The sequence below is a fragment of the Variovorax robiniae genome, assembly GCF_037889955.1.
Lineage (GTDB): Bacteria > Pseudomonadota > Gammaproteobacteria > Burkholderiales > Burkholderiaceae_C > Variovorax > Variovorax robiniae.
Window position 1 is genome coordinate 13,006 of sequence record NZ_JBBKZS010000017.1, and the last position, 26,330, is coordinate 39,335.

A 26,330-nucleotide genomic window follows, 5' to 3' on the forward strand; every position below is an offset into this window, starting at 1 on the left:
GCCGTCAGCCGACGTACTTGGCGAAGAAGGCCAGCGTGCGCTCGCGCGCCAGCTTCGCCGCCTCGGCGTTGTACGAGCCGCGCTGGTCGCAATTGAAGCCGTGGCCGCACTCGTACACGTGCACTTCGACCTCCGGATGTGCGGCGCGGAAGGCATCCACGGTCGGCATCGGAATCCAGTGGTCGTTGTTGCCGAAGTGGACCAGCACTGGAACCTTGGGCTGCAGCGCGCTTTCCTCGGGCGTGGTCATGCCACCGCCGTAGTACGGCGCCGCGGCCGACAGGCCTGACACCACCGCGGCCGAGCGCCAGGTCAGCAGGCCGCCCCAGCAGTAGCCCACGATGCCGACCTTGCCGGCCTTGCCCGCGTAGTCGACCGCGGCCTGGATGTCCTGCAGCACGCCCGGCGGCGGCAGCGCCTCGACGGCCATCTTGAGTGCGAAGCCGGCCTTCATGTCGTCCTCGGTGTAGCCCAGTTCGACGCCCTGCTTCACGCGGTGGAAGGTGGCCGGTGCCACGGCGAGGTAGCCCGATGCCGCATAGCCGTCGGCCACGGCGCGGATGTGCGAGTTGACGCCGAAGATCTCCTGCACCACGACGACGGCGCCCTTCGGCTGGCCCGCGGGCTCGGCCACGTAGGCCGGGAAGGTGAAGCCGTCCTTGGCAGTGAGATCGATGAATTGGCCCATGGTCGGTTGCTCCGTTGGTGTTGAAGGTTATTGCAAGGCGTTGGCGAGGAAAGCGAGCCGGTCCTGGCCCCAGAAGATCTCGCCATCGAGCACATAGCTGGGCGCGCCGAACACGCCGGCATCGATGGCCTCTTGCGTGTACTGCTCGTAGGCCTCCTGCGCTGCCTGGCTTTGCGATTGGTCGATGAGGCGCGCGGGCATGCCGCATCCGAGAACCAACCGCTCGAGGTGCTTCGGGTCGGCGATGTTGAGTTCGTCCACCCACACCGCCGCGAAGATCGCGCCGCACAGCTTCATCGCGGCCTCGGTGCCTTCGTGCAGGTCGGCCGCGATGATGAGCTTGGACGCATCGTCGGTCGCCACCGGAAAGAACTTGGGCTTGGGCGTCAGCGGCATGCCGAGGTGGCGCGAGAAGCGCGCGAGTTCCACCAGCCGGTAGGCCTGCCGCTGCGGCGCACGCTTGCCGAGCGGCAGGCCGCCCGAGACCGGGAACACCGCGCCCAGGTCCACCGGCCGCACACGCACGGAGGCGCCAGCGGCCTGCGCGATGGCGGCGAAGCGCGTGTGGCCGAGATAGGTCCAGGGACTCTGCGGGGTGAAGTAGTAGTCGATGGTTCGGCGCATGCCGTCTCCTCGATGATGTAATCGGGCGGTCGAGGGGTTTTAACTGAGGCACGGATTCTGTGCAGGAGATGGGCTTTGAACAAGGTTCTGTTGGTCACAGGCGGCAGTCGCGGCATCGGCGCGGCGACGGCCCTTCTTGCCGCGCAACGCGGCTGGGCGGTGGCGGTCAATTACGCGAGCCAGGCGGCGGCGGCCGATGAGGTGGTAAAAGCGATCCGCGACGGCGGCGGCACGGCGATCGCGGTGCAGGGCGACGTCGGCGAGGAGGCGCAGGTGCTGGCGATGTTCGCGCGGGTGGATGCCGAACTCGGCCCGCTCGCCGGCTTCGTCAACAACGCCGGCGTGGTCGACATGCAGGCACGCGTCGACGAGATGAGCGTGGCGCGGCTGGAACGCATGATGCGCATCAACGTGATCGGCAGCATCGTCTGCGCACGCGAGGCGGTGAAGCGCATGAGCACGCGGCATGGCGGCAAGGGTGGCGTCATCGTCAACCTGTCGAGCGCGGCGGCACGGCTCGGCTCGCCGGGGCAGTACGTCGACTACGCGGCGAGCAAGGGCGCGATCAACACCCTCACCATCGGCCTGGCCAAGGAAGTGGCGGACGAAGGCATCCGCGTGAACGCGGTGTGCCCGGGTTTGATCGAGACCGAGATCCATGCCTCCGGCGGCCTGCCCGATCGCGCGAAGCAACTCGCGTCGACCGTGCCGATGAAGCGCACGGGCAGCGCCGAGGAAGTGGCGCACGGCATCGTCTGGCTGCTGTCGGACGAGTCCAGCTACACCACGGGAACGATCCTCGATGTGACCGGAGGGCGATGACATGGCGACCGCAGCCCAGACGATGGACCTCATCAAGCCGCTGATCTCGCTGCTGGCCATCGTGAATCCGCTGGCGATCGTGCCCTTCTTCATCCACTACACGCAGGGCTTCACCGACGGGCAGCGGCGACGGACGATCCTGGTGTCCTCGTTCAGCGCGTTCATCGTGATCGGGACCTGCGCGTTGCTGGGATTGCAGTTGCTGGCCTTCTTCGGCATCTCGATCGCGAGCTTTCAGGTGGGCGGCGGCTTGCTGCTGCTGCTGAGTTCGTTGTCGATGCTGAATGCGCAGCCGGCCGAGATGAAGACCACCAGCGAGGAAGTCCGCGCGACCGAGGTGAAGGCCTCGCTGGGCGCGTCCATCGCCGTGGTGCCGCTGACCATTCCGCTGCTGACCGGGCCGGCCACCATGTCGACGGTGGTGATCTATGCCGAGAAGACGCGGCACTTCTGGGAACTGCTGTTGCTGGTGGCCTACGGCGCGGTGATCGCCTTGGCCACAGCGGCTGCCTTCTCGCTGGCGCAACCCATTGCGCGCGCGCTGGGCAGGACCGGCATCAATGTGATGACGCGGCTGATGGGGCTGATCCTGGCGGCGCTGGCGATCGAGGTGATGGCGGATGGATTGGGCAAGCTCTTCCCCATCCTGATGCGCTAAAGATTCAGCCGCGCCAGCGCCTCGCGCACGTCGGCCGGCGAGCGCACCTGCACCGCCTGCAGTCCCGCAGCCACCGCGCCTACCACGTTCTCGACCAGGTCGTCGAAGAACAGGATGTTCGAAGGCGCTACGCCGATGGCATCGGCGATGTGCGCGAAGGCCGCGGCCTCCGGCTTGCGCATGCCGATCTCAGAAGACAGGAACACACGGTCGAAGGTGGCCGCGATGCGCGGGTAGGCGGCGTTCCAGGCGCGCTGGTGCTCCACGTTGGTGTTGCTGAAGGCGTAGCAGGGAAAGTGCTCGCGCGCCCCCGCAACGGCGTCGAGGGTTTCGCTGATCTCGGCGCCGAAGATGCCGTTCCAGCCTTCGGCGATCTGCGCATCGCTGGCCGTGAGCTTGAGGTTGCGGCGCAGGCTTTCAAAGTACGCGGCGGGCGTGATCTCGCCACGCTCGAACTGGCGATAGGGCTCGTCATTTCCGAAGCGCTCGCGCAACTCGCGCAGCGGCAATTCGGAGAACGGCGCCCAGTGCTGGATGGCCAATTCGAAGTTGAACTCGAACACCACGCCGCCCAGGTCGAACAACAGGGCCTCAACGCGCGACACGGGCATCCCTCGAAGTCTCCAGGTCGACGATGCGGGGCTCGATGGCGCCGTCCTTGCCGACGATCAGCTCGCCGATCGAGATGGGCAGGCTGAAGCGGCGCGGCCCGGCGCTGCCCGGATTGATGTAGAGCACGCCCTGGCGCGTCTCGATCTTCGGGCGATGCGAATGGCCGGTGACGACCACCTGCACGTCGGCAGCGACTGGATCGATGTCCAAATCCTCCAGGATGTGCAGCGCGTAGATGAAGATGCCGCCGACCTGCACCATGTCCGTGTCGGGCACGGCATCGGCCCAGGGCTGGTGGTCGTTGTTGCCGCGCACGGCCGTGAGGGGTGCGATGGCACCGAGGCGCTCCAGCACTTCAGGGCCGCCGATGTCGCCGCCGTGCACGATGTGGTCGCAGCCCTTGAGGAAGGCCAGCGCCTCGGGGCGCAGCAGGCCGTGGGTGTCGGAGATGAGGCCGATGCGTGTCATTTGCGTGTTACTTCAATCCGTCGACCCATTGGACCATGTCGTTGACGGCGGCATCGGTGGCGGTGGCCAGCGCCTTCACGCCACCGGCGGCATCCGCGGTGGCGGCGGGACGCTGCACGGTGAAGGTCTTCTGCCCGCGCACGCGGTCGCCGCCCGGCGCGCCGGTGACCAGCGTGGCGCGCAGGCGCACCAGGCCGGCGCTGGTCGATGGCGTGTCGAAGACCTGGCTGAACTCCTCCACCGTGACGCGCAGGGTGTCGGGGGCCTTGCCTTCGGTGCGGGTCATGCTGGCGTTCTCCTCGGCATTGAGCACGAGGCGGCGTTGCGACAGGCCGTTGCGGATGCGCTGCCGCACCATCTGCGTCGGTGCCATGCTCCAACGGGCCTGGCCGTAGGGGCGCAGTTCGTTGACGTCGGCATAGGCGAGGCGGTAGAGGATCTGCGTGCCGTCCAGGCGCGGGTTGGTCTCGAGTTCGGTGAGCGCGATGGTCGGCAGGGTCGGTGCGGCGACCGGCGCGGGCGCGGTGTCGCCAGGGCCGAAGTCGTACATCACGACGCGCGAGGGCTTGTCGGGCAAGGCGCCGCAGCCGGCGAGGACGGCTGCGCAGAGGCCAAGGAGGCTCGCGGCACCGGTGGAGCGGACGCGATCGGAAAGGGTCTGTGTCATGCGTTTCACCTTCAAGGCCGCGCGCTCGCTGGCGGCGGGGAGAAGCCGGGCTCGCCCGGGCCGGGCGCGACGCCGCCATTGCCGTACAGCAGCGACTGTGGGTTGTCGTTGATGTTGTCGGCGGTGCGGCCGAGTCGGCGCACGGTGCGCGAGGCATCGTCGGCCACGCGGTTGATGCGCGGCAATGTGGCGCCGTTGAAATTCTCGATCGCCACGGACAAGGACTTGGCGCCATCGCCGATGCGATGCAGCGCGCCTTCGGGTTCGTTGAGCCGGGTGACGGTGGTGTTGAGGTTGTTGGCCGTGCGCGAGACGTCGCTGGCCGCCTTCTTCACCCGGTCCAGCGTGTCGGGCATGCGCTTGAGCGCGGGGCTGAGGTCGGCCTTGATCGTCTTGTCGAGCGTCTGCGTGAGACGGTTGGCGCCGGCGGCGGCCTGCGAGATGTTCTCGAGCGCATCGGCGATGCGCTTCTGGTTTTCGTCGGCCAGCAGCGCGTTGGCACGCTTGGCAGCGATATCCACCTGGTTGAGGATGGCTTCGCCGCGCTCCTGCAACTGCGCCAGCACGGAGGGCTTGAGCGGAATGCGCGGCGGGTTGGCGTTGTCGGGGATCAGCGGCTCCTGGGATTCGCCCTTGTCGTCCAGCGCGATGAAGGCCAGGCCGGTGACGCCCTGGTAACTCAGCGACGCATAGGACGAGTGGGTGAGCGGCACCTTCTCGTCCACGCTGATGCGCACGCGCACATTGCCTTTGACCTTGGGATCGAAGTCGATCGACGCGACCTTGCCGACCGCGATGCCGCGGTAGCGCACCATGGCCTGCGGCTGCAGCCCGCTGACCGCATCGCGCGTGGACAACTCGTAGATGTTGCGCACCGTGTCGTCGCGTGTGAGCCAGACCACCAGTGCGATCAGTGCGGCGAGCAGGCCTATGACGAAGGCGCCGGCTGCGATGGCATGGGCTTTGTTTTCCATGATGGACTTACCTCTTTTCGTGCAGGGCTTCCATGGCACGCTGGCCACGTCCGCCGAGGAAATACTCGTGGATGAACGGATGCGGATAGGCGATCACGTCGCGCGCGGTGCCGGTGACGATCACCTGCTTGTCGGCAAGCACGGCGATGCGGGTGCTCAGGTCGAACAGCGTGTCGAGGTCGTGCGTGACCATCACCACGGTGAGGCCGAGCTCGCGATGCAGGCCGCTCAGCAGGTCGCAGAAGCCGTCGGCGCTTTCAGGGTCGAGGCCAGCAGTCGGCTCGTCGAGCAGCAGCAGCGGCGGGTCCATGATGAGCGCGCGCGCCAGCGCCACGCGCTTGATCATGCCGCCCGACAGGTCCGACGGACTCTTGGCCGCCTGCTGGGGATCGAGCCCCACCATTTGCAGCTTGACCAGCGCCGCGTCGCGGATCAATTCGTCGGGGAACACCTTCAACTCGCGCAACGGGAACGCGATGTTGTCGAGCACGCTGAAGGCCGAGAACAAGGCGCCGTGCTGGAACAGCATGCCGACGTTGGCGGCGGCCATGCCGCGGAAATGGCCGGGCGGCCGGCCCAGCACGCTGACCTCGCCCTTCTCCGGATGCTCCAGCCCCAGGATCTGGCGCAGCAATACCGTCTTGCCGGTGCCCGAGCCGCCCACCAGTGACAGCACCTCGCCGCGCCGGATGACAAGGTTCAGGTCGCGATGCACGACCTGCTCGCCGTCGGGCGACTTGAACACGGTCCAGAGATTGCGGATCTCGACCACGTTCTCGACGGTATTGACCACGCCCGTCATTGGCGCAATCCGATGCCCTTGAAGAGCACGGCAAACAGTGCGTCCACGAGGATCACGATGGTGATCGAGGTCACCACGGAAGACGTGGTGCCGCGCCCCAGGCTCTCTGTGTTGGGCTTCACCTTGAGCCCGAAGTAGCAGCCGATCAGCGCAATGAGGATGCCGAACACCGCCGACTTCGACAAAGCGATCCACAAGTTCGACAGCGGCACCGCGCGCGGCAATGCCGACATGAAGTACGAAGGCGAGATGTCGAGCGCCGCATTGGCCGCCAGCATGCCGCCGATGAGCGCGGCCATCGAGGTCCACATGCTGATCAGCGGCATCGCGATGGCCAGCGCCAGCACGCGCGGCATGACCAGCCGGAAGCCATGCGAGATGCCCATCACGCGCATCGCGTCGAGCTCTTCCGTCACGCGCATCACGCCGATCTGCGCGGTGATGGCCGATCCGGAGCGCCCCGCGATCAGCACCGCCGCCAGCACCGGCCCCAGCTCGCGGATCAGCGACAGGCCGAGGATGTTGACGATGAAGGCCTCGGCGCCGAAGTTGCGCAACTGTTGCGAGGTGAGGTAGGCCAGCACGATGCCGATCAGCAACCCGACCAGCGCCGTGATCGGCAGCGCCGTGGCGCCGAACTGGTAGAGCTGGCCCGAGAAATCACGCCAGGGCGCACGATGCGGCGCGCGGAAGAGCCGGAGGATGTCGAGCGTGAGCTGCCCGATGATGCGCAGGAAGTCGCGCACCACGCGCGCGATGCGCGGACCGGTGTGCGCGAAGTCTCGGAAGCGCTCGGCCCAGGTGCGCGGCGGCTCCTCGGGCATGCTGCAGGTGTACTGCGCGACCTGGTCGAGCACGGCCTTGTGCTGCGGGTCCATCTCGAGTTGCGCGGGCCATGCCTTGCCCCAATGGTTCCAGAGCACCTGCGCGCCCACATGGTCCAGCGGATCGATGGGCCGCAGGTCCCAGGCCGTGGCCGAACGCGTGGAAGCCAGGCCTTGCAACAGCGTCTGCCATGCGTTGGGCTGGGCAATGGCCATGGCCGTCCAGCGGCCACTGGCCGTGACCGTGCCGGAGATCTGTTCGACGCGCGGAGCAGTGTCAGTCGCAGGCGACGCGGCGGCGGGCATGGGCTCGATGGGCTCCAGGGAGAGCGCTGACGGGAATGTGTTTCAAGGCTCGCGCGATCGTAACCGCAGGGGCTGCGCGCGCGACAGGGGAACGACCCCCACCCTTGAACCACGCCCAAAGCCCTCCTTCAGTGCCTCGCGCAGCCACGCGACAAAGGCCGCAACCGCTCGAGGGACATGGGTTGCATAGGGACGTATCGCATAGAGCCGATCGCCGAAGGCACCCACCGGTTGCCATTGCGGCAGCACCTCGACCAGCTTGCCGGACTGCAGCGCCGCCTGCGCGCTGAAATCCGGCAGCAGCGCGATGCCCAGGCCCGCAATGGCGGCGTCACGCAGCGCTTCGCTGTTGTTGGCGGCGAAAGGCCCCGTAATCGGTACGGTGATGCGTGGCGGCGAGCCTGCGGATCGCGTGCTGGCCTTCACTTCGAGGTGCCAGGCCGGCGTGTCCTGGGCACGCGGGTAGTGCAGGCAGTCGTGGCCCGCGAGGTCCTGCGGCGATCCGGGATGGCCGCGGCGGCGCAGGTAGGCGCGGCTGGCCACGAGAACGGAGCGGGTCTCGCAGAGCGTCCAGGCGACATGCGTGTCCGGCGGCGCCGCGGTGTGGCGGATCGCGAGGTCGAAGCCCTCCATCGCCAGCGAACTGAGTCGGTCCGACAGGTCGAGTTCGATCCGCACCTCGGGCTGCGCGCGCAGGAAGTCGGCCAGCCGCGGCACCAGTTGCTGGCGCGCGAAGGCCACCGGCGCGGTCACACGCACCAGTCCGCGCGGCACGCCGGCCAGGTCGCGCACGCCCGCGAAGCTGTGCGCGATGTCCTCGAAGGGCTGGCGCATGTCTTCGACCAGATGCTGGCCGGCTTCGGTGAGCCGCACGCTTCGGGTGGTGCGCTGCACCAGCGGCACGCCGGCCGCGCGTTCCAGTTCGGCAATGCGCTGGCTCATGGCCGCCTTGCTCACGCCGAGCCGCCGCGCTGCTGCCGTGTAGCTGCCTTGCTGGGCCAGCACCGTGAGCCAGTGCAGGTGCGTCCACAGCGACTCGATTTTTTGTTGCGACATGCCCGCATTGTTCATCATGGCGAACAATCAATTCAGCTTTTCGTGGCTTGGCGCGCAGGGTCCGCGTGCCTACACTGCCCGGCACCTCATCGCCGCAACTCAAGGGACACCGCCATGCAAATCATCAAGACCCCGATCGACCACTTCATCAACGGGCGCATGGTCGCCAACACCTCGGGCCGCACGCAGGACGTGACCAACCCGGCCACCGGCTCGGTGACCGGCGTGGCCGGCCTCGCCGGCGCATCTGACGTCGATGCCGCCGTCGCCGCCGCCAAGGCTGCCTTCCCCGCCTGGGCCGACACGCCGCCGATCCGCCGCGCGCGCGTGCTGTTCAAGTTCCTCGAATTGCTCAACATCCACAAGGACGAGCTGGCCCACCTGATCACCGCCGAGCACGGCAAGGTCTTCACCGATGCGCAGGGCGAAGTCACGCGCGGCATCGACATCGTCGAATTCGCCTGCGGCATCCCGCAACTCCTGAAGGGCGATTTCACCGACCAGGTGAGCACCGGCATCGACAACTGGACGCTGCGCCAGCCGCTCGGCGTGGTGGCCGGCATCACGCCCTTCAACTTCCCGGTGATGGTGCCGATGTGGATGTTCCCGGTGGCCATCGCCGCAGGCAACACCTTCATCCTCAAGCCCAGCCCGACCGACCCCAGCCCCTCGCTGCGCATTGCCGAACTGCTGAAGGAAGCCGGCCTGCCCGACGGCGTGTTCAACGTCGTGCAGGGCGACAAGGTCGCGGTCGACGCGCTGCTGGAGCACCCGGACGTCAAGGCCATCAGCTTCGTCGGCTCCACGCCCATCGCCAACTACATCTACGAGACCGGCGCGCGCCACGGCAAGCGCGTGCAGGCGCTCGGCGGCGCGAAGAACCACATGGTCGTGATGCCCGATGCCGACATCGACCAGGCCGTCGACGCGCTGATCGGCAGCGCTTACGGCTCGGCCGGCGAGCGCTGCATGGCGATCTCGGTGGCCGTGCTGGTCGGCGACGTGGCCGACCGCCTGCTGCCCAAGCTCATCGAACGCACGAACACGCTCAAGGTGCTCGACGGCGAGAATCTCGCGGCCGAGATGGGCCCGATCGTCACCAAGGCCGCGCACGAGCGCATCACCGGCTACATCGCGCTCGGCGAGCAGGAAGGCGCCAAGCTGCTGGTCGACGGCCGCGGCTTCGATGCCAAGAAGGCCGGCGACGGCTGCGACGACGGCTTCTGGATGGGCGGCACGCTGTTCGACCACGTCACGCCCGAGATGCGCATCTACAAGGAAGAAATCTTCGGCCCGGTGCTCGGCTGCGTGCGCGCGCATGACCTGGCGGAAGCGGTGGACCTCATCAACGACCACGAATTCGGCAACGGCGTGAGCTGCTTCACCCGCGACGGCAACGTGGCGCGCGAATTCAGCCGCCGCATCCAGGTCGGCATGGTCGGCATCAACGTGCCGATCCCGGTGCCCATGGCCTGGCACGGCTTCGGCGGCTGGAAGCGCTCGCTGTTCGGCGACATGCATGCCTACGGCGAGGAAGGCGTGCGCTTCTATACGAAGCAGAAGTCGGTCATGCAGCGCTGGCCGGAGAGCATCGGCAAGGGGGCGGAGTTCGTGATGCCGACGGCGAAGTAAGCTCCCTGCACAGCCCGAGGCACGGCCCACCCCGTCCCGGGCTTTTTTTCTGATCCTGGAGACAACGCGTTGAGCGACACCACTTTCGACTACATCGTCATCGGCGGCGGCACCGCCGGCGCGCTGCTCTGCAACCGCCTCACGCAGCAAAAACAGAAGCGCACGCTGCTGATCGAAGCCGGCCGCAAGGACGACTACCACTGGATCCACATCCCGGTCGGCTACCTCTATTGCATCGGCAATCCGCGCACCGACTGGCTCTACAACACCGAACCCGACGCCGGCCTCAACGGCCGCAGCCTGCGCTACCCGCGGGGCAAGACGCTCGGCGGCTGCTCCAGCATCAACGGCATGATCTACATGCGCGGCCAGTCGCGCGACTACGAGCAGTGGGCCACACTCACCGGCAGTGACGAATGGCGCTGGGACCAGGTGCTCCCCGCCTTCAAGAAGCATGAGGACTACTACCTCGGCGCCGATGAACTGCATGGCGCGGGCGGCGAATGGCGCGTCGAGAAGCAGCGGCTGCGCTGGGTCATCCTCGACGCCTTCGCGCAAGCCGCGCAGCAGGCCGGCATTCCGCATTCCACCGACTTCAACCGCGGCAGCAACGAAGGCGTCGGCTACTTCCAGGTCAACCAGAAGGAGGGTTGGCGCTGGAACACGGCCAAGGCCTTCTTGCGCCCGACCTGCTATGGCCGGCCCAATTTCGAGATGTGGGTCAACGCCCATGTCACGAAGCTCATCGTCGAGACGCAGCCCGACGGCAGCCAGCGCTGCACCGGCGTGCAGGTGTGGGACGGCCAGCAGATGGTCACCGCCCATGCGACGCAGGAAGTGCTGCTGTGCGGCGGCAGCATCGGCTCGCCGCAGATCCTGCAGCTTTCCGGCATCGGCCCGGCGGACCTGCTGCGGCAGCACGGCATCCCAGTCGTGGCCGACCTGCCCGGCGTCGGCGCCAACCTGCAGGACCACCTGCAGATCCGCGCGGTGTTCAAGATCGATGGCGCGCCCACGCTCAACGTGCTGGCCTCGTCGATGGTCGGCAAGGCGAAGATCGGTTTGGAGTACCTGCTCAAGCGCAGCGGCCCTATGAGCATGGCGCCCTCGCAGCTCGGCGCCTTCACGCGCAGTTCGCCCGCCCATGAATGGCCGAACCTCGAATACCACGTGCAGCCGCTGTCGCTCGACGCATTCGGCGAACCCTTGCACGCGTTCCCGGCCTTCACCGCCAGCGTGTGCAACCTCAACCCGACCAGCCGCGGCACGGTGCGCATCAAGACCGCGCGCTGGCAGGACGCGCCCGCCATCGCACCCAACTACCTCAGCACCGAGGAAGACCGCAAGGTGGCGGCCGATTCGCTGCGCGTCACGCGCAACATCGTCGCGCAACCGGCACTGGCCAAGTACAAGCCGCAGGAATGGAAGCCGGGCACCCAGTACCAGAGCGACGACGAACTGGCCAGGCTCGCGGGCGACATCGCCACCACGATCTTCCACCCCGTCGGCACCACGAAGATGGGCGCCGATGGCGATCCGATGGCGGTGCTCGATTCGCGCCTGCGCCTTCGCGATGGACGCGGCGGCCTGATCGCCGGTCTGCGCGTGGTCGATGCCGGCGCCATGCCGACCATCACCAGCGGCAACACCAACAGCCCGACCTTGATGATGGCGGAGAAGGCCGCAGCCTGGATCCGCGCGGGGGCCTGATCGAAGCACGGCCAACCTGCACCTGCGGCATGCATCCAATCGGCTGCACACCTTTTGAGTGCATCGCCTTTCCGCGGCGCACTTCTTGATCATTTAAGCAACATTTGAAAACGATAGACACAAACTTATAGCTGACGTTGCCCAAGAGCAACGGGTATCCCCCAATGCACTCTTGCGGTGCTGCCGCTACAGTCTTGCCACTCGCAACGGGCCATGCCCGCTGGGCGGGGCCGAGGAGACAAACCTTCGCGACCAAGTACAACGAATTAAAAAAGGCCTCGTGCATTGACACGAATTGCCGCACCTTCATAAAGCGCCGCTAGTCGGCGCTTTTTTTATGCCCAGCGAGCCCACATCGTGCCAATCAAGGCTGCATTGCTATCAATTCGATAGCAAATCCGCAGTGCGAAAATGCCCGCCATGGAAATGCTGGTGGTCACGGGGGCATCCCTCCTCGGGGGATTTGTCGATTCGATCGTGGGCGGCGGCGGACTCATCCTGGTGCCCGCGCTGTTCGCCACTTTCCCCGGCGCACCACCAGCGACGTTGCTGGGCACCAACAAGAGCGCCTCGGTGTGGGGCACGGCGGCTGCCGCGGCGCAGTTCGGCCGAAGAGTCCAACTCCAGTGGGCATCGCTGCTGCCGGCTGCAATGGTGGGCTTTGCGGGGTCCTTGCTCGGCGCGTGGGCGATCACGGTGTTTCCGGGCGAGTTCCTGCGGCGTGCCCTGCCCTTCATCCTGCTGGCGGTCCTGGGCTACACCCTGGCCCGCAAGGACATGGGGCGCCACCATGTGCCGCGCTTCGTCGGTCGGCACGAGACCCTGGCCGCCTGCTCGATCGGCCTCCTGATCGGTGTGTATGACGGCTTCTTCGGCCCCGGCACCGGCAGCTTCCTGGTGTTCCTCTTTGTGCGCTGGCTCGGCTACGACTTCCTGAACGCATCGGCCTCGGCCAAGTGCATCAACGTCGCCACCAATCTTGCAGCCCTGATCCTGCTGGCGGCCAAGGGGCACGTATGGTGGCACTATGGCCTGGTCATGGCCGTGGCCAACGTGGCGGGCAGCGTTCTGGGCACGCGCGTGGCGCTGAAGCACGGCGCAGGCTTCGTGCGCGGCGTGTTCATCGTCGTGGTGAGTGCGCTGATCCTGAAGACGGGCTACGACGCTTTTCTCAAGTAGCGGTAGGCGCCGCGCCGCGCCATCATCGCCATACAGCTTGCGAGCCACGGATAACAGCGGGAAACCCCAAGCAGTTCACGAACATTTTTTCCGGGAACGCGCGCGCAGGAACGATCATCGACCACGTTCGAAGGGATCAAGAAAAATGCGCACTCAACCCAGCACCGTCCGAACGCCGTCCGCGGCGCAACAACGGACACCCCTTGCCGCAGCCGTGGCACGTCGGTTCGACCTCCTGTCGACTCACCGCAACCGCATCAATGCGCAACGCCGGCAGGACCATCTTGCCCACCTGGATCTGGACCAGCGCGTGCGCGAAACAGGCGAGTGGTAGAGCCGCTCGTCAGGGCGTCGCAGCCGGCGCGCCAGTGGCTGCGCCAGGCGTCGGCGCCGCCACCGGCCATGCCGCCTCGCTGGCCAGCCGAGGCTTGCCGATGGGCGCGGAGGCCTTGCCTACCTTGATGGCCGCCATGTCGGCCTCGCTCGGATACTGGCCGAGCAGCCAGTAGTCGAACACCCGCCGCGCGATCGGCGCCGCGGCGCCGGCGCCCCAACCCGCGTTCTCCACGATCACCGCAACGGCGATCTTCGGATCATTGGCCGGTGCAAACGCGACGAACAGGGCATGGTCGCGCTGGTGTTCTTCCAGCGCCTTGGCGTTGTACTTGGTGTTCTGCGCCTGCGTCACGGCCTGGGCCGTCCCGGTCTTGCCGGCCGCAACATAGCCGGCGCCAGCGAACACGGCACGCGCCGTACCGGCGGTGATCACGGCCTGCAGGCCTTCCCGCACCACCGCCACGTTGGCCGGCGCGAAGTGAAGGTCGAGCGTGGGTGGCGGCTCGACCGGGGTCGTCTGGCCTGTGACGGTGTCGCGCGTGGCCACCACCAGGTGCGGCCGGTGCTTGCGGCCGCCGTCTGCAATGATGGATGTGGCCTGCGCGAGCTGCAGCATCGTGAAGCTGTTGTAGCCCTGCCCGATGCCCAGGGAAATGGTCTCGCCTGCGTACCACTTCTTCATCTCCGGGCGCTTGTAGGCGTTGCGCTTCCATTCGGTGCTGGGCAGCACGCCGCGCACCTCGCCGCCCAGGTCGATGCCGGTGATCTGGCCGAAGCCCATCGGCTTCATGAAGTCGTGGATCAGGTCCACGCCCATCTCGTTGGCCAGCGAGTAGTAGTAGATGTTGCTCGACAGCTGGATCGAGCGGCGCATGTCGACGTTGCCGATGTTGCCTTCGGGGCTGCCGAAGCGGTGGCCGGCGAAGTTGTAGAAGCCCGGGTCGTTGACCTGCACGTTGGGCCCGCGCTTGCCTGTCTGCAGTGCGCCCATGGCCATGAAGGGCTTGTAGGTGGAGCCGGGCGGATAGGTGCCGCGCAGCGCACGGTTGAGCAGCGGCTTGTCGATGGACTCGCTGAGCTCCTTCCAGCTTTCGCTGTCGATGCCTTCGACGAACAGGTTGGGGTCGAAGGTGGGCTTGCTGACGAAGGCCAGCACCTCGCCGGTCTTGGGGTCGAGGGCGACCATCGCGCCGCGGCGCTCGCCGTACATGTCCTCGATCATCTTCTGCAGCTTGATATCGAGCGACAGCATCACGGTGTTGCCGGGCGTCGCCGGATGGCCGTTGAGCCGGCGCACCGCACGGCCGCCGGCGGAGGTCTCCATCTGCTCGACGCCGGTCAGGCCGTGCAGGGTCTTCTCGTAGCTCTGCTCGATGCCGAGCTTGCCGATGTATTCGGTGCCGCGGTAGTTGTCGTAGTCCTCGTCGCTCCACTCCTCCATCGCGGCCTTCTCGGTCTGGTTGATGCGACCGATGTAGCCGAGCACGTGGCTGGCGATCTCGCCATGCGGATAGTTGCGGAACAGGCGCGCCTTGATCTCGACGCCGGGGAAGCGGTAGCGCTGCGCGGCGAAGCGGGCCACTTCCTCGTCGCTCAGGCGGGTGCGGATGGGAATGGAGTCGAAGCTGCGGGAGTCTTCACGCAGGCGCTTGAAGCGCCGCCGGTCGCGCGGCCCGACTTCGATCACCGTGGCCAGGCCGTCGATGGTGTCCTCCAGGTCCGGCACCTTGGAGGGCGTGATCTCCAGCGTGTAGGCCGAATAGTTGGAGGCCAGCACGATGCCGTTGCGGTCGAGGATCAGGCCGCGGTTGGGCACCACCGGCACGACGGCGGTGCGGTTGTTCTCGGCCTGCTCGGCCAGGTCCTCATGGCGCACCACCTGCAGGTAGGTCAGGCGCAGCCCCAGCAGCGTGAAGGCCGCCAGCACGACGAGGCCGATCACGATCACGCGACGCTTGAAGCGCGCGATGTCGGCGGCGACGTTGCGGATTTCAGTCATCGAGGGGGCAGAGCTTAGGCTTGTGGAATATCAATGGCAATCGTGCCGCGTGGCTGGCGACCGCATGCTGCGTGGCGATCACAAGGGCCGGTTGGCGTCGGGCTCGGGCGTTCGGCGTTGCGGTGCGAGCAGCAAGACGCTGACGAACGGCCAGAGCACGGCTTCGATCACCGGAGCGAGCGCAAGGTTCCAGCCCGGGAACACGCCGCCGCCGATCATCCGGATGCCCAGTTCGACGAAGTGCGACAACGCGAACAGCGGCAGCAACTGCAGCGCCTGCGAGAACATGGAGAACCAGAGCAGACGCCGGTGCATCATGATCGCGAAGAAGCTCAGCGCGGTGTACGAGAGCGCGTGCTGGCCCAGCATGGCGGCCTGGTGCACGTCCATGAACAGCCCGAATACGAAGGCCACGCCGATGCCGATGCGCGTGGGCTGGTGCACGCTCCAGAACACGATGGCCAGCGCCATCAGGTCAGGGAACCAGGCGATGCGGCCGAGCGGCAGCATGTTGAGCAGCATCGCCAGCAGCAGGCTGCCCCAGATGAAGAGCGGGCTCACGGGCAACAGGAGTTGCTGCTGGCCAGGACGCATGATCATCGCGCGGCGCCTTTCTCTTTGCGGTCGGCCTTGTCCGCCGCCTTGTCGGCTGCCTTGTCCGCGGCCACTTGCGCCTTGTCGGGCTGGGCTGGCGCGGCGGGCTTGACCGGCTTGTCGGTTGCCTTGTCGCCTGGGGCCGCCGGTGCCGCCTGGGCAGGCTTGCTGGTCTTGTCAGCCTTCTCGCCCTTGGCCGGCTTGTCGCCCTTCTTCTTCACGGGCGCGACCGGGGGCGCCACGACCGGCACCGGCTTGGGCGGCAGGTTCAGGTTCGCCGGCACCAGCACCATCACATAGCGCGCGCCCGCCACGCCGCCCGCCGGCACGCAATGGATGCGCGCAAAGGCCGAATCGGCGCGTCGCTCGATGCGGTCGATCTTGCCGACCGGCAAGCCCGCCGGATAGACACCGTCCACGCCACTGGTCGTCAGCAGGTCCCCCTCCTGCACATCCGAGTTGGCCTGCATGAAGCGCAGTTCCAGGCCGCCGCCATAGGCATTGGCCTCGCCGAAGGCCACGCTGCGCGCGCCGGTACGGGTGTTCTGCACGGGAATGGCCAGGTCGCGGTCGGTCACCAGCGTCACCTCGCTCGTGAACGGCAGCACCTGCGTGACCTGCCCGAGCACGCCGCGTTCGTCGATCACCGGCGAGCCGGGCACGATGCCCTGCGTCATGCCCTGGTCCAGGATCAGCTTGCGCGTGTAGGGGTCGGCTGCGTCATAGAGGACCTCGGCAACGCGGCCCGGCGTGGTGGTGCTGGCCCGCAGGTCGAGCATCGAGCGCAGCCGTGCGTTTTCCTGGGCGAGCGCGTCGGACTGGCTGGCGCGCTCGGACTGCAGCGCGAGGGATTTGCGCGCATCGGCCTCGTTGCGCTGGGCCACCTGCAGGTCTTCGAAATAGCGGGTGCCGCCGAGCACGAACTGCACCGGCTTCATCGCCACCCATTGCACCGGGTACAGCACGGCGCCGATGGCCGCGCGAATCGGCTGCACAAGATGGAAGCGCGCATCCGCCACCATGAGGAACAGCGACAGCGCGCTGAAGAAGATCAGCTTGCTGAGCGCCGACGGCCCCTGGTTGAAGAGGGGCGGCGCAGTGCGATCGAGGGTGCCGAGTGGCATGGAGGAGTTTTACGCCAGAAACGCCCGAATTCGTGAGGTGCCGCGAAACCGACGCCTGCCGGCCCGCTGGCGCCACCCCCGATTGGCGACGGGAGCGCCGCAAATGTACGCCCGCCTAGGCGGGCCGCACTCACTCGCTCGTGAAGATGCTTCCGAGGCGGTCCATGCGCTCCAGCGCGATGCCGCAGCCGCGCACCACGCAGGTCAGCGGGTCTTCGGCGACCAGCACCGGCAGGCCGGTTTCCTCCGCCAGCAGGCGATCCAGGTCGCGCAGCAGCGCGCCGCCGCCGGTCAGCATCATGCCGCGCTCGGCGATGTCGGCGCCGAGTTCCGGCGGGGTCTGTTCCAGCGCGTTCTTGACAGCCGAAACGATGTTGTTGAGCGGATCGGTCAGTGCTTCCAGCACTTCGTTGCTGCTGATGGTGAAGCTGCGCGGCACGCCTTCGGAAAGGTTGCGGCCCTTGACTTCCATTTCCTTGACCTCGGAGCCCGGGAAGGCCGAGCCGATGTTCTTCTTGATGACTTCGGCTGTCGGCTCGCCGATCAGCATGCCGTAGTTGCGGCGGATGTAGTTGATGATGGCTTCGTCGAAGCGGTCGCCGCCGACGCGGACCGAGCCCTTGTAGACCATGCCGCCGAGCGAGATCACGCCGACTTCCGTGGTGCCGCCGCCGATGTCGACCACCATCGAGCCGCTCGCCTCGCTGACCGGCAGGCCCGCGCCGATGGCCGCAGCCATGGGTTCCTCGATCAGGTAGACGGAGGTGGCGCCCGCCGCTTCGGCCGCGTCCTTGATGGCGCGGCGCTCGACCTGGGTGGAGCCGCAGGGCACGCAGATGATGATGCGCGGGCTCGGCGTGAACAGCGAGCGCGGGTGCACCATCTTGATGAACTGCTTGATCATCTGCTCGGTGATCACGAAGTCGGCGATCACGCCGTCCTTCATCGGGCGGATCGCCTCGATGTTGCCGGGCACCTTGCCGAGCATGGCCTTGGCTTCCGCGCCGACCGCCTGGATCACCTTCTTGCCGTGCGGGCCACCTTCGTGCCGGATGGCAACGACCGAGGGCTCATCCAGCACGATGCCCTTGTTGCGGGCGAAGATCAGGGTGTTGGCGGTGCCGAGGTCAATGGCAAGGTCGGTCGAGAAGTATCGACGGAAAACTCCAAACATTTTGCGGGATCCTTGTGGCACGGCATGCGCTTCGGCATGCGGTCGCCTTGTGTAATCTGTGGGTCGACTGACGGGGATGAATAGAGGTTTTTGCGGCAAAAGCCGGCGCGTTCGCGTGGGTTGCGGCAAAGGCGGGATAATAACCGATCCCCTCCGCCTCGCGCGCCAGCACCCCTGCCGCAAGTGCGATTGCGGCGGTTTCTTCCCCGATTCCAGACCTTTCCCATGTCCCTTACCGATACCGATATCGCGCGCATCGCGTCGCTCGCCCGGCTGCAGCTCGGCAGCGAGGAGAGCACGCGCATGCTGGGCCAGATCAACGGCTTCTTCGCGCTGGTCGAGCGCATGCAGGCAGTCGACACCACCGGCGTCGAACCGCTGGCGCATCCCGTGGCAACGATTGAAGACATTTCTCTGCGACTGCGTGATGACGTCGCGAGCGAGCCGAATTGTCGCGAGGCGAACCAGCGCAGCGCGCCGGCGGTGGAAGCGGGCCTGTTCCTTGTGCCGAAGGTGATCGAATGAGCCGCCCCGACCTGCATCAGATGGGCGTGGCCCAACTCGCGAAGGCGCTGGCCGCGCGCGAGGTGTCGGCCAATGAAACGGCGCAGCACTTTCTGGGGCGCATCGGGGCGAATGGCGCGCTGGGCGCCTTCGTTTCGCTCGACGCCGATGTGACGCTGGCGCAAGCCCGCGCGGCGGACGAGAAGCTGGCCGCCGGCAATGCGCCTGCGCTCACCGGCGTGCCGATCGCGCACAAGGACATTTTCGTCACGACCGACTTCCCGACCACCGCCGGCTCGAAGATCCTCGCGGGCTATCGCTCGCCCTTCGATGCGACGGTGGTGCGCAAGTTGGCCGAAGCCGGTACCGTGACGCTGGGCAAACTGAGCTGCGACGAGTTCGCGATGGGTTCGTCGAACGAGAACGTCGCGGTGCCGGCGGTGGGCTTCGACACCGCGACGCCGGTGCGCAATCCGTGGGACGGCTCGCGCATTCCGGGTGGCTCGTCGGGCGCCAGCGCAGCCGTGGTCGCCGCGCGACTCGCGCCCGCCGCCACGGGCACCGACACCGGCGGCTCGATCCGGCAGCCGGCCTCCTTCTGCGGCATCACTGGCATCAAGCCGACCTATGGTCGCGCCTCGCGCTACGGCATGGTGGCCTTTGCGTCGAGCCTCGACCAGGCCGGGCCGATGGCTCGTTCGGCCGAAGACTGCGCGCTGCTGCTGTCGGCCATGTGCGGCCCGGACCTTGACCGTGACTCGACCTCGATCGACCGACCGGCCGAAGACTTCTCGCGCAACCTCAACGGCTCGCTGGAAGGCCTGCGCATCGGCGTGCCGAAGGAGTTCCTCGGCGACGGCGTGGCGCCGGGCGTGCGCGCCGCCATCGATGCCGCATTGGCCGAGTACGAGAAGCTGGGCGCGAAGCGGGTCGTCGTCAGCCTGCCGCGCACCGAGCTGTCGATCCCGGTCTACTACATCCTGGCGCCGGCCGAGGCATCGAGCAACCTGAGCCGCTTCGACGGCGTCAAGTTCGGCCATCGCGCGGCGCACTACAAGGACCTGGGCGACATGTATGCGCAGACGCGCGAGGAAGGCTTCGGCGACGAGGTGAAGCGCCGCATCATGATCGGCACCTACGTGCTGAGCCATGGCTACTACGACGCCTACTACCTTCAGGCGCAGAAGGTGCGCCGGATGATCGCGGACGACTTCCAGCAGGCCTTCAAGGAGTGCGACGTGATCGCCGGACCGGCCGCGCCGAGCGTGGCATGGAAGATCGGGGAGCACGGGGACGATCCGGTCGCCGACTACCTGGCCGACATCTTCACGCTGCCGGCGTCGCTGGCCGGATTGCCTGGCATGTGCCTGCCGGTCGGCTTTGGCGAAGGCAACATGCCGGTGGGACTGCAACTGATCGGCAACTATTTCAATGAAGCGAAGTTGCTGAATGCGGCCCATCGTTTCCAGCAGGCGACGGACTGGCATACGCGGACGCCCGCGGGGTTTTGAGTTGGAGCGAATGAAATGACTGAAACCGTTGTCGCAAACCCCTTCGAACAGGCGCAAGCCGGCCGGCCCACGGGCCCGCTGGTGCAGGGCTTCGAAGTCATCATCGGCTTCGAGACGCACGCGCAGTTGTCGACCGAAAGCAAGATCTTCAGCCGTGCCTCGACGGCCTTCGGTGCGGAGCCGAACACGCAGGCTTGCGCGGTGGACCTGGCGCTGCCCGGCACGCTGCCCGTGATGAACAAGGGCGCGGTCGAGCGTGCCATCAAGCTGGGCCTGGCGCTGGGCTCGCACATCGCGCCGCGCAGCGTGTTCGCGCGCAAGAACTACTTCTATCCCGACCTGCCCAAGGGCTACCAGATCAGCCAGTTCGAGATCCCCGTGGTGCAGGGCGGCACGGTGAGCTTCTTCGTCGGCGATGAACTCAAGTCTGTGCGACTGGTGCGCGCGCACCTGGAAGAAGACGCCGGCAAGTCGCTGCACGAGAACTTCATCGGCCAGTCGGGCATCGACCTGAACCGCGCCGGCACGCCGCTCTTGGAGATCGTGACCGAGCCCGACATGCGCTCCACCGCCGAGGCTGTGGCCTATGCCAAGGAGTTGCACAAGATCGTGACCTGGATCGGCATCTGCGACGGCAACATGCAGGAAGGCAGCTTCCGCTGCGACGCCAACGTGTCGGTGCGCCGTCCCGGCGAGCCGCTGGGCACGCGCCGCGAGATCAAGAACTTGAACAGCTTCCGCTTCATGCAACAGGCGATCGACTACGAGATCCGCTGGCAGATCGGCGAGATCGAGGACGGCCGCAAGATCCAGCAGGCCACCGTGCTGTTCGACCCCGACACCGGCGAGACGCGCGCCATGCGCACCAAGGAAGACGCGGCCGACTACCGCTACTTCCCCGACCCGGACCTGCCGCCGCTGGCGATTGCCCAGGAGTGGATCGACCGCGTGAAGGCCGGCATGCCGGAGCTGCCGCGTGCGATGGCCGAGCGCTATGTGCGTGACCACGGACTGTCAGAGTACGACGCGGCGCAACTCACGCAGAGCGTGGCGCTGGCGCGTTACTTCGACGAGGCCGTGAGCAAGGGCGCGACGCCCAAGCTGGCCAGCAACTGGATCACTGGCGAGATCGCGCGCCGCCTGAACGCGCAGGAAATCGGCATCGAGGCCGCGCCGGTGAAGGCCTCGCAACTTGGCCAGCTCATCGCGCGCATCAGCGACGGGACCATTCCCAACAGCGCGGCGCGCGTGGTGTTCGACGCGCTGTGGAGCGGTGAAGGCAGCGAGGTCGACGCGATCATCGCGGCGAAGGACCTGAAGCCGATGAACGACACCGGCGCGCTGGAGAAGATCATCGATGGGGTGCTGGCGACCAACCAGAAGAACATCGATGAATACCGCGCCGGGAAGGACAAGGCCTTCAACGCACTGGTCGGGCAGGTCATGAAGGCGAGCCAGGGGAAGGCGAATCCGGCGCAGGTGAATGCGTTGTTGAAGGCGAAGTTGGGGTGATCTGCGAGGGCGGTGGGCTTTTCAACCGCCGCTGCCCTCACCCCTGCCCTCTCCCAAGGGGGGAGGGAGGAAGTCACTATTTCTTGGTGACTTCCGGCGCCCAGAGCTGCTTCAGGCGGACGCGCTCCTCGTCGAAGCGCGCATTGACCCGCTTCTTCTCATCTTCCTGCTCGCCGATGAAGCGCGTCTGCACCGCGAGGCTCTGGTTGCTTTCCTCGACCTGGCGCCGCAGCGAGGGCGGCGCCTTGTTGACGTCGTTTCGGTAGAACTCCAGCTCGGCGTCGAGCTTCTTTCGTTCGTCGGCGAGTTCACCCTGACGCTTGCGTGCGGACTGGATCACCGCGTCGATCTGGCCGATGGCCTCCTTGCGGTCGCGCTCGTGAACGGTATCGTTGGGATAGCGCATGAGCAGCGCGCGCTCGCGCCTGCGTTCCTCGATCTGCCGCGACGCCGCGATCTGGGCCTGCCGCGCGCGCTCGTCGCGCTCGGCCTGTTCCTTGGCGGTGTAGTTGGGCTCGACGCGGCGGCGCGTGGTGCCGCTGGAGTTCAGCTCGCGCTGCTCGCGGTCGAGGCAATCGGGAATGGGACGGTCCGAGGTGATGGTGCGGCCATTGGCATCGACACAACTGAAGATGCCGGCAGGGTTGGCCAATTGCGGGGCCTGTTGCGCTTGCACGGCCGACGCGCCCAGCCCGAGGGCCAGTGGCAATCCCGCAAGAACAAAGGCAAGGCGCACGGCATCGACCCCTTCAAGGCGGCCTCCTCAGACAGCGCCGTAGCGTGCCCTGTAGGCCAACACTCCCTCGCGATGGGCATCCAGCGAGTTGTCCGGACGGCCCGAGAGGTAATGTAACAAGTCATCGAGGGTTGCTATCGCCAGCACCTGCAGTCCCAGCTGATTCCGGACATATTGCACAGCGCTGTGGTCGACGTCCACGCCGTTCTCGGTCGCCTTTTCCTGCCGGTCGAGCGCGATGGCCACGGCATGTGGCGTGGCGCCGGCGGCCTCGATGATGGCGATGGACTCGCGCACCGCAGTGCCGGCCGACATCACGTCATCGACGATCAGCACGCGGCCCTTGAGCGGCGCGCCGACGAGGCTGCCGCCCTCGCCGTGAGCCTTGGCTTCCTTGCGGTTGTAGGCAAAGGGCACGTTGCGGCCGCGCCGGGCGAGCTCCGCCGCGACCGTGGCGCCGAGCGGGATGCCCTTGTAGGCGGGGCCGAAGATCATGTCGAACTCCAGGCCGCTGGCGAGCAGCCGCTCTGCATAGAATTCGGCCAGCCGCGCCAGCTTGAGGCCGTCGTCGAACAGGCCCGCGTTGAAGAAATACGGGCTCATGCGGCCCGACTTGATCTTGAACTCGCCGAAGCGCAAAACGCCCGCGTCGAGCGCGAACTGCACAAAGCGCTGGGCCAGATCTTCTCCACCCTTTTCAGCCATATCGGGAATCCTTTTCGTGTTCAAACTGACCAGCCTCAACCTCAACGGCCTGCGTTCCGCCGCCACCAAGGGCGTCGCCGACTGGGTCGCCGAACTGGCGCCGGATTGTATTTGCATGCAGGAAATCCGCGTCCAGGCGAGCGACATCGAGGGGCGCTTCGAGGAGATGGCGGGGCTGAGGGGGCACTTCCACTTCGCCGAGAAGAAGGGCTACGCGGGCACCGCGATCTACTCGAAGCATGCGCCGAGCGACGTGGTCGTGGGCTGGGGCGACAAGGAGTTCGATGCCGAGGGGCGCTACCTGGAGCTGCGCTTCGACACGCCGAAGCGCAAGTTCTCGGTGATCAGCTGCTACTTCCCGAGCGGGTCATCGGGCGAGGAACGGCAGGCGGCCAAGTTCCGCTTTTTGGAGGGCTTCTTTCCGCACCTGATCGAGTTGAAGAAGACGCGCGAGTTCGTGCTGTGCGGCGACATCAACATCGCGCACCAGCAAGCCGACCTGAAGAACTGGAAGGGCAACCAGAAGAACAGCGGCTTCCTGCCGGAGGAGCGCGCGTGGATGACGCGGCTGCTGGACGCGGGCGCGGAAGGCGCGGGGCTGGTGGATGTGTACCGGCTGCTGAAGCCTCATACCACCGAGGAGTGCTACACATGGTGGAGCAACCGCGGGCAGGCCTATGCGAAGAACGTGGGCTGGCGGCTGGACTACCACCTGGCGACGCCGAAGATCGCGGCGCTGGCGCGTCATGAGGCGATCTTCAAGACGATCAAGTTCAGCGACCATGCGCCGATCACGGTGGATTACGAGTTCGAACTTTGACGGTGGAAAGCCATGGCGACGCTGGTGCTGCTTCCCGGCCTGGAGGGAACGGGCGACCTGTTTGATCCGTTCCTCACGGTGTTTGGCAACCGCGCCAGGACGCAGGTGCTTCGCTATCCGACGGACGTCGTGCTTGGGTACGACGAACTCCAGGACCTTGTTCGCAAGGCACTTCCTGTGGATGAGCCCTATGTGCTTTTGGGAGAGTCATTCTCCGGCCCGATTGCCATTGCCCTCGCGGCAGAGGCACCGCCTCTGTTGAAGGGCTTGGTGCTCTGCTGCACGTTTGCTCGCAACCCGCGTCCCGGCCTGGCGGGCGCACGTGTGCTGCTTCCGTTCATTCCCTTCCTGGGCATGCCGTCATTTGCGCTCAGCCAATTGCTGCTCGGCAAGTTCAGCAGTCCAGGTTTGCTCAGTGCCATCTCAAGTGCAGTGGAACGCGTTCATCCCGCGGTCTTGCGTGATCGACTCCAAGCTGTCTTGTCTGTGGATTCATCGGCGCTGCTGGCAAGGGTCCGGGTGCCCAGCATCTACCTTCAGGCTTCAACGGATCGGCTGATCCCGAGGGGCGCTTTTGCGCACATTCATGCGTTGCTTCCTTCGGTGGCATTGATGAAGATCGAGGCACCGCATTGCCTGCTTCAAGCAAGTCCCGATGCAGCGACCAGCGCAATATCCAATTTCATGCGAGGGCTCGACCTTTAGCCGGTTCGAGCCGACGTCGCTCGACAAGCCTCGCTCCGCAGCCAGGTTGCAAAGACCGGCGGTGAGTTTCTAGGCGCAGCAGTCGCCCAGCCCGCCGCGATAGAACGGCGCGAGGTCTTCCGCCAGTTCACGCAAGGTATTGAGCCAGGCCGCGTGGCGGTTGTCCGCCGCGAGTGCCGCGCGGGCGCTGGCGATCAGCTCGGCGCGCAGTGCCGGTTCGTCGATGCCTTGCACCCGGCCAGCCTCGACCACCGTTCTGCCGCCGATGATGACCTTTGCGATGTGCGTGCCGTTGGCGCGGGCGAGCAGCAAGTCGAGCGGGTCCACATCGGGGAACAGCATGTCGTCGTCGAGCTTGTCCCAGTCGAGCACGACGATGTCGGCAGGCGCACCGGGCGTGAGGCGGCCGGTGGCGATGGCGCCCGAGCCGCTGACGCTGCGCGGGCCGTGGCAACCGGCGAAGCGCCACAGTTGCTCACGCGTCATCGTGCGCTCGAAGCCCCAGCCGCGATGCAACTGGTAGGCGATGCGCATCTCGCGCAGGGCATCGTCGTCTTCGTCGAAGCCGGTGCTGTCCAGGCCCATCGCGATGCGGCAGCCTTGGCGGAGCATCTCGGGGACCGGGGCGATGCCGGACTTCAGGTAGAGGTTGGAGCTGGTGTTGACCGCGATGGTGACGCCGCGTTCCGCGAGCAACGCGAGTTCGTCCGGCCGAGCCATGGCGCAATGCGCGAGCGTGAGACGGGGGCTGAGCAGGCCGATGTCGTCCAGGAAGCGGACCATCCCCTGCGGATGGTGCTTGTCGGCCCAGGCGCGCTGGTAGGGGGTTTCGAGGCAGTGCATGTGCACCGGACGGCCGGTGTCTGCCGAGGCGCGTGCGATGGCTTCGAGCAGGGGCGTGCTGCACCAGTGCACCGCTGCCGGGCCGTATTGCGCGGTGACGTGGTCGGTGTAGCCACCCTCCTGCAGCATGCGCGCCACGTCGTCGACCTGTTCGAGGTACTGCGCGGGCGGGATGGGCTTGACTGAAAGGCGGCCGGCGACCGCGTCGCGGATGCCGGGGCGCAGGGCCTTCAGGACGGACGCGTTGTCGGCATAGGCGATGCCGTTGCGCTCGCGGATGGAGACGGCAAAACCGATGCGCGCGCCCACGTCTTTCGCGGCGCGCGCGACCTGCCTGGCCTCGTCGACATAGGGCATGCCGCCTTGCACGCCGGTGTAGTGGACCATGAGGTTCGCGACGCCGTGGCGCACCGAGCGCGCAAAGGAAGTGGCGGCGCAGATATACGGGTCCAGGCCGGGCACTGTGCCGAGGAAGGGAATCCAGCTTTCGAGCGGCTTGTCGAAGGCGCCGAGCGTGGCGCTGCGGAAGGTGCGGCCGTGGTCGTGGGCGTTGGACAGCGCCGGCAGCACCAGTTGGCGCGGGCCGGTCGCCTTGGAACCGATGGGCGCGACCGAGGCGATGCGGCCATCGTCGCCGATGGTGATGCGCATGTCGGCCTGTGCCGCTTGCGCGCCGGGGTCCTGCAGCAGCCAGGCGCAGTCGATCGTGTGCTGCGATGTCGTCGTGGTGGCGGTCAGCATGGGT

At 66.7% G+C, this 26,330-nt stretch carries 26 protein-coding genes; 10 read left to right on the plus strand and 16 right to left on the minus strand.

Features of this window, described 5'->3' with window-relative positions; translation table 11 throughout:
* Positions 1–4: 4 nt before the first annotated feature.
* Positions 5–688, minus strand: coding sequence for a dienelactone hydrolase family protein (locus tag WKW79_RS28000; RefSeq protein ID WP_340338504.1), 684 nt, complete (start codon positions 686–688; stop codon positions 5–7).
* A gap of 27 nt (positions 689–715) precedes the next feature.
* A complete protein-coding gene (locus WKW79_RS28005; protein WP_340338505.1) occupies positions 716–1,312 on the minus strand; it encodes a 2-hydroxychromene-2-carboxylate isomerase in 597 nt (198 codons plus the stop codon).
* 75 nt (positions 1,313–1,387) lie between these two features.
* Between WKW79_RS28005 and WKW79_RS28010 the strand changes: the two genes are divergently transcribed.
* Both WKW79_RS28010 and WKW79_RS28015 read left to right on the plus strand, forming a co-directional pair.
* On the plus strand, positions 1,388–2,134 hold the full coding sequence (locus WKW79_RS28010; RefSeq protein ID WP_340338506.1) for an SDR family oxidoreductase: 747 nt from the start codon (positions 1,388–1,390) through the stop codon (positions 2,132–2,134).
* A gap of 22 nt (positions 2,135–2,156) precedes the next feature.
* On the plus strand, positions 2,157–2,792 hold the full coding sequence (locus tag WKW79_RS28015) for a MarC family protein (RefSeq protein ID WP_340338610.1): 636 nt from the start codon (positions 2,157–2,159) through the stop codon (positions 2,790–2,792).
* On the opposite strand, the gene WKW79_RS28020 is transcribed toward WKW79_RS28015, so the two are convergent.
* Genes WKW79_RS28020 through WKW79_RS28050 form a run of 7 tightly spaced genes read right to left on the minus strand, consistent with a single transcriptional unit; the run spans position 2,789 to position 8,501 of the window.
* Positions 2,789–3,397: an HAD family hydrolase gene (locus WKW79_RS28020; RefSeq protein WP_340338507.1), complete on the minus strand. Its 609-nt coding sequence runs from the start codon at positions 3,395–3,397 to the stop codon at positions 2,789–2,791. The two genes, WKW79_RS28015 and WKW79_RS28020, sit on opposite strands and share 4 nt — an antisense overlap.
* On the minus strand, positions 3,384–3,872 hold the full coding sequence (locus WKW79_RS28025) for a metallophosphoesterase family protein (RefSeq protein ID WP_340338508.1): 489 nt from the start codon (positions 3,870–3,872) through the stop codon (positions 3,384–3,386). The genes WKW79_RS28020 and WKW79_RS28025 overlap by 14 nt, the downstream gene beginning before the upstream one ends.
* 7 nt (positions 3,873–3,879) lie before the next feature.
* The gene (locus WKW79_RS28030; protein WP_340338509.1) at positions 3,880–4,539 is read right to left on the minus strand and encodes an ABC-type transport auxiliary lipoprotein family protein; all 660 of its coding nucleotides are present in this window, start codon (positions 4,537–4,539) and stop codon (positions 3,880–3,882) included.
* 11 nt (positions 4,540–4,550) lie between these two features.
* Positions 4,551–5,513, minus strand: coding sequence for an MlaD family protein (locus tag WKW79_RS28035; RefSeq protein WP_340338510.1), 963 nt, complete (start codon positions 5,511–5,513; stop codon positions 4,551–4,553).
* 7 nt (positions 5,514–5,520) lie between these two features.
* Positions 5,521–6,315: an ABC transporter ATP-binding protein gene (locus WKW79_RS28040; protein ID WP_340338511.1), complete on the minus strand. Its 795-nt coding sequence runs from the start codon at positions 6,313–6,315 to the stop codon at positions 5,521–5,523.
* Positions 6,312–7,445, minus strand: coding sequence for an MlaE family ABC transporter permease (locus WKW79_RS28045; RefSeq protein ID WP_340338512.1), 1,134 nt, complete (start codon positions 7,443–7,445; stop codon positions 6,312–6,314). Before WKW79_RS28045 ends, WKW79_RS28040 begins: the two co-directional genes overlap by 4 nt.
* A 42-nt stretch (positions 7,446–7,487) precedes the next feature.
* Positions 7,488–8,501, minus strand: coding sequence for a LysR family transcriptional regulator (locus tag WKW79_RS28050; RefSeq protein ID WP_340338513.1), 1,014 nt, complete (start codon positions 8,499–8,501; stop codon positions 7,488–7,490).
* A 114-nt stretch (positions 8,502–8,615) separates the two neighbouring features.
* On the opposite strand from WKW79_RS28050, the gene WKW79_RS28055 reads away from it, so the two are divergent.
* The 3 genes from WKW79_RS28055 (at position 8,616) to WKW79_RS28065 (ending at position 13,022) form a co-directional block, all read left to right on the plus strand.
* A complete protein-coding gene (locus WKW79_RS28055; RefSeq protein WP_340338514.1) occupies positions 8,616–10,133 on the plus strand; it encodes a CoA-acylating methylmalonate-semialdehyde dehydrogenase in 1,518 nt (505 codons plus the stop codon).
* Positions 10,134–10,202: 69 nt separating this feature from the next.
* Positions 10,203–11,843, plus strand: a complete 1,641-nt coding sequence (locus WKW79_RS28060; protein ID WP_340338515.1) for a GMC family oxidoreductase — start codon at positions 10,203–10,205, stop codon at positions 11,841–11,843.
* 420 nt (positions 11,844–12,263) lie between these two features.
* A complete protein-coding gene (locus WKW79_RS28065; protein ID WP_340338611.1) occupies positions 12,264–13,022 on the plus strand; it encodes a sulfite exporter TauE/SafE family protein in 759 nt (252 codons plus the stop codon).
* A 343-nt stretch (positions 13,023–13,365) separates the two neighbouring features.
* On the opposite strand, the gene mrdA is transcribed toward WKW79_RS28065, so the two are convergent.
* The 4 genes from mrdA to WKW79_RS28085 form a co-directional block, all read right to left on the minus strand.
* Positions 13,366–15,357, minus strand: a complete 1,992-nt coding sequence (gene mrdA, locus WKW79_RS28070) for a penicillin-binding protein 2 (RefSeq protein WP_340338516.1) — start codon at positions 15,355–15,357, stop codon at positions 13,366–13,368.
* A gap of 78 nt (positions 15,358–15,435) precedes the next feature.
* On the minus strand, positions 15,436–15,957 hold the full coding sequence (gene mreD / locus WKW79_RS28075) for a rod shape-determining protein MreD (protein WP_340338517.1): 522 nt from the start codon (positions 15,955–15,957) through the stop codon (positions 15,436–15,438).
* Positions 15,954–17,075, minus strand: a complete 1,122-nt coding sequence (mreC, locus tag WKW79_RS28080) for a rod shape-determining protein MreC (protein WP_340338518.1) — start codon at positions 17,073–17,075, stop codon at positions 15,954–15,956. Before mreC ends, mreD begins: the two co-directional genes overlap by 4 nt.
* A 130-nt stretch (positions 17,076–17,205) precedes the next feature.
* Positions 17,206–18,249, minus strand: a complete 1,044-nt coding sequence (locus WKW79_RS28085; RefSeq protein WP_340338519.1) for a rod shape-determining protein — start codon at positions 18,247–18,249, stop codon at positions 17,206–17,208.
* A gap of 225 nt (positions 18,250–18,474) precedes the next feature.
* Here WKW79_RS28085 and gatC point away from each other — a divergent pair, with 225 nt between their 5' ends.
* The 3 genes from gatC to gatB are packed head-to-tail and all read left to right on the plus strand — an operon-like array spanning position 18,475 to position 21,776.
* A complete protein-coding gene (gatC, locus tag WKW79_RS28090) occupies positions 18,475–18,774 on the plus strand; it encodes an Asp-tRNA(Asn)/Glu-tRNA(Gln) amidotransferase subunit GatC (protein WP_340338520.1) in 300 nt (99 codons plus the stop codon).
* Positions 18,771–20,264: an Asp-tRNA(Asn)/Glu-tRNA(Gln) amidotransferase subunit GatA gene (gene gatA, locus WKW79_RS28095; protein WP_340338521.1), complete on the plus strand. Its 1,494-nt coding sequence runs from the start codon at positions 18,771–18,773 to the stop codon at positions 20,262–20,264. The genes gatC and gatA overlap by 4 nt, the downstream gene beginning before the upstream one ends.
* Before the next feature lie 15 nt (positions 20,265–20,279).
* The gene (gene gatB / locus WKW79_RS28100; protein WP_340338522.1) at positions 20,280–21,776 is read left to right on the plus strand and encodes an Asp-tRNA(Asn)/Glu-tRNA(Gln) amidotransferase subunit GatB; all 1,497 of its coding nucleotides are present in this window, start codon (positions 20,280–20,282) and stop codon (positions 21,774–21,776) included.
* A 76-nt stretch (positions 21,777–21,852) separates the two neighbouring features.
* On the opposite strand, the gene WKW79_RS28105 is transcribed toward gatB, so the two are convergent.
* Positions 21,853–22,512 carry a DUF4124 domain-containing protein gene (locus WKW79_RS28105; RefSeq protein WP_340338523.1) on the minus strand — a complete coding sequence of 220 codons (660 nt, stop codon included), beginning with the start codon at positions 22,510–22,512 and terminating at the stop codon, positions 21,853–21,855.
* Between the two features lie 27 nt (positions 22,513–22,539).
* The gene (gene pyrE / locus WKW79_RS28110) at positions 22,540–23,217 is read right to left on the minus strand and encodes an orotate phosphoribosyltransferase (RefSeq protein WP_340338524.1); all 678 of its coding nucleotides are present in this window, start codon (positions 23,215–23,217) and stop codon (positions 22,540–22,542) included.
* A gap of 16 nt (positions 23,218–23,233) precedes the next feature.
* Here pyrE and WKW79_RS28115 point away from each other — a divergent pair, with 16 nt between their 5' ends.
* Entirely contained in the window at positions 23,234–24,037 is an 804-nt protein-coding gene (locus tag WKW79_RS28115; protein ID WP_340338525.1) for an exodeoxyribonuclease III, read from the plus strand.
* A gap of 12 nt (positions 24,038–24,049) precedes the next feature.
* On the plus strand, positions 24,050–24,742 hold the full coding sequence (locus tag WKW79_RS28120; protein ID WP_340338526.1) for an alpha/beta fold hydrolase: 693 nt from the start codon (positions 24,050–24,052) through the stop codon (positions 24,740–24,742).
* Positions 24,743–24,811: 69 nt separating this feature from the next.
* Here the strand turns inward: WKW79_RS28120 and WKW79_RS28125 are convergent, their stop codons facing one another.
* Positions 24,812–26,326, minus strand: coding sequence for an amidohydrolase family protein (locus tag WKW79_RS28125; protein ID WP_340338527.1), 1,515 nt, complete (start codon positions 26,324–26,326; stop codon positions 24,812–24,814).
* Positions 26,327–26,330: the final 4 nt, after the last annotated feature.

Excerpts from the sequence above, each read along its gene's own strand:
- WKW79_RS28005 (WP_340338505.1), bottom strand. The coding sequence starts at position 1,312 with ATGCGCCGAACCATCGACTACTACTTCACCCCGCAGAGTCCCTGGACC.
- gatA (WP_340338521.1), top strand. The coding sequence starts at position 18,771 with ATGAGCCGCCCCGACCTGCATCAGATGGGCGTGGCCCAACTCGCGAAG.
- WKW79_RS28085 (WP_340338519.1), bottom strand. The coding sequence starts at position 18,249 with ATGTTTGGAGTTTTCCGTCGATACTTCTCGACCGACCTTGCCATTGAC.
- gatB (WP_340338522.1), top strand. The coding sequence starts at position 20,280 with ATGACTGAAACCGTTGTCGCAAACCCCTTCGAACAGGCGCAAGCCGGC.
- mreC (WP_340338518.1), bottom strand. The coding sequence starts at position 17,075 with ATGCCACTCGGCACCCTCGATCGCACTGCGCCGCCCCTCTTCAACCAG.
- WKW79_RS28000 (WP_340338504.1), bottom strand. The coding sequence starts at position 688 with ATGGGCCAATTCATCGATCTCACTGCCAAGGACGGCTTCACCTTCCCG.
- WKW79_RS28035 (WP_340338510.1), bottom strand. The coding sequence starts at position 5,513 with ATGGAAAACAAAGCCCATGCCATCGCAGCCGGCGCCTTCGTCATAGGC.
- mreD (WP_340338517.1), bottom strand. The coding sequence starts at position 15,957 with ATGATCATGCGTCCTGGCCAGCAGCAACTCCTGTTGCCCGTGAGCCCG.
- WKW79_RS28045 (WP_340338512.1), bottom strand. The coding sequence starts at position 7,445 with ATGCCCGCCGCCGCGTCGCCTGCGACTGACACTGCTCCGCGCGTCGAA.
- WKW79_RS28065 (WP_340338611.1), top strand. The coding sequence starts at position 12,264 with ATGGAAATGCTGGTGGTCACGGGGGCATCCCTCCTCGGGGGATTTGTC.
- WKW79_RS28040 (WP_340338511.1), bottom strand. The coding sequence starts at position 6,315 with ATGACGGGCGTGGTCAATACCGTCGAGAACGTGGTCGAGATCCGCAAT.
- WKW79_RS28015 (WP_340338610.1), top strand. The coding sequence starts at position 2,157 with ATGGACCTCATCAAGCCGCTGATCTCGCTGCTGGCCATCGTGAATCCG.
- WKW79_RS28030 (WP_340338509.1), bottom strand. The coding sequence starts at position 4,539 with ATGACACAGACCCTTTCCGATCGCGTCCGCTCCACCGGTGCCGCGAGC.
- WKW79_RS28050 (WP_340338513.1), bottom strand. The coding sequence starts at position 8,501 with ATGTCGCAACAAAAAATCGAGTCGCTGTGGACGCACCTGCACTGGCTC.
- WKW79_RS28125 (WP_340338527.1), bottom strand. The coding sequence starts at position 26,326 with ATGCTGACCGCCACCACGACGACATCGCAGCACACGATCGACTGCGCC.
- gatC (WP_340338520.1), top strand. The coding sequence starts at position 18,475 with ATGTCCCTTACCGATACCGATATCGCGCGCATCGCGTCGCTCGCCCGG.
- WKW79_RS28120 (WP_340338526.1), top strand. The coding sequence starts at position 24,050 with ATGGCGACGCTGGTGCTGCTTCCCGGCCTGGAGGGAACGGGCGACCTG.
- WKW79_RS28025 (WP_340338508.1), bottom strand. The coding sequence starts at position 3,872 with ATGACACGCATCGGCCTCATCTCCGACACCCACGGCCTGCTGCGCCCC.
- mrdA (WP_340338516.1), bottom strand. The coding sequence starts at position 15,357 with ATGACTGAAATCCGCAACGTCGCCGCCGACATCGCGCGCTTCAAGCGT.
- pyrE (WP_340338524.1), bottom strand. The coding sequence starts at position 23,217 with ATGGCTGAAAAGGGTGGAGAAGATCTGGCCCAGCGCTTTGTGCAGTTC.
- WKW79_RS28055 (WP_340338514.1), top strand. The coding sequence starts at position 8,616 with ATGCAAATCATCAAGACCCCGATCGACCACTTCATCAACGGGCGCATG.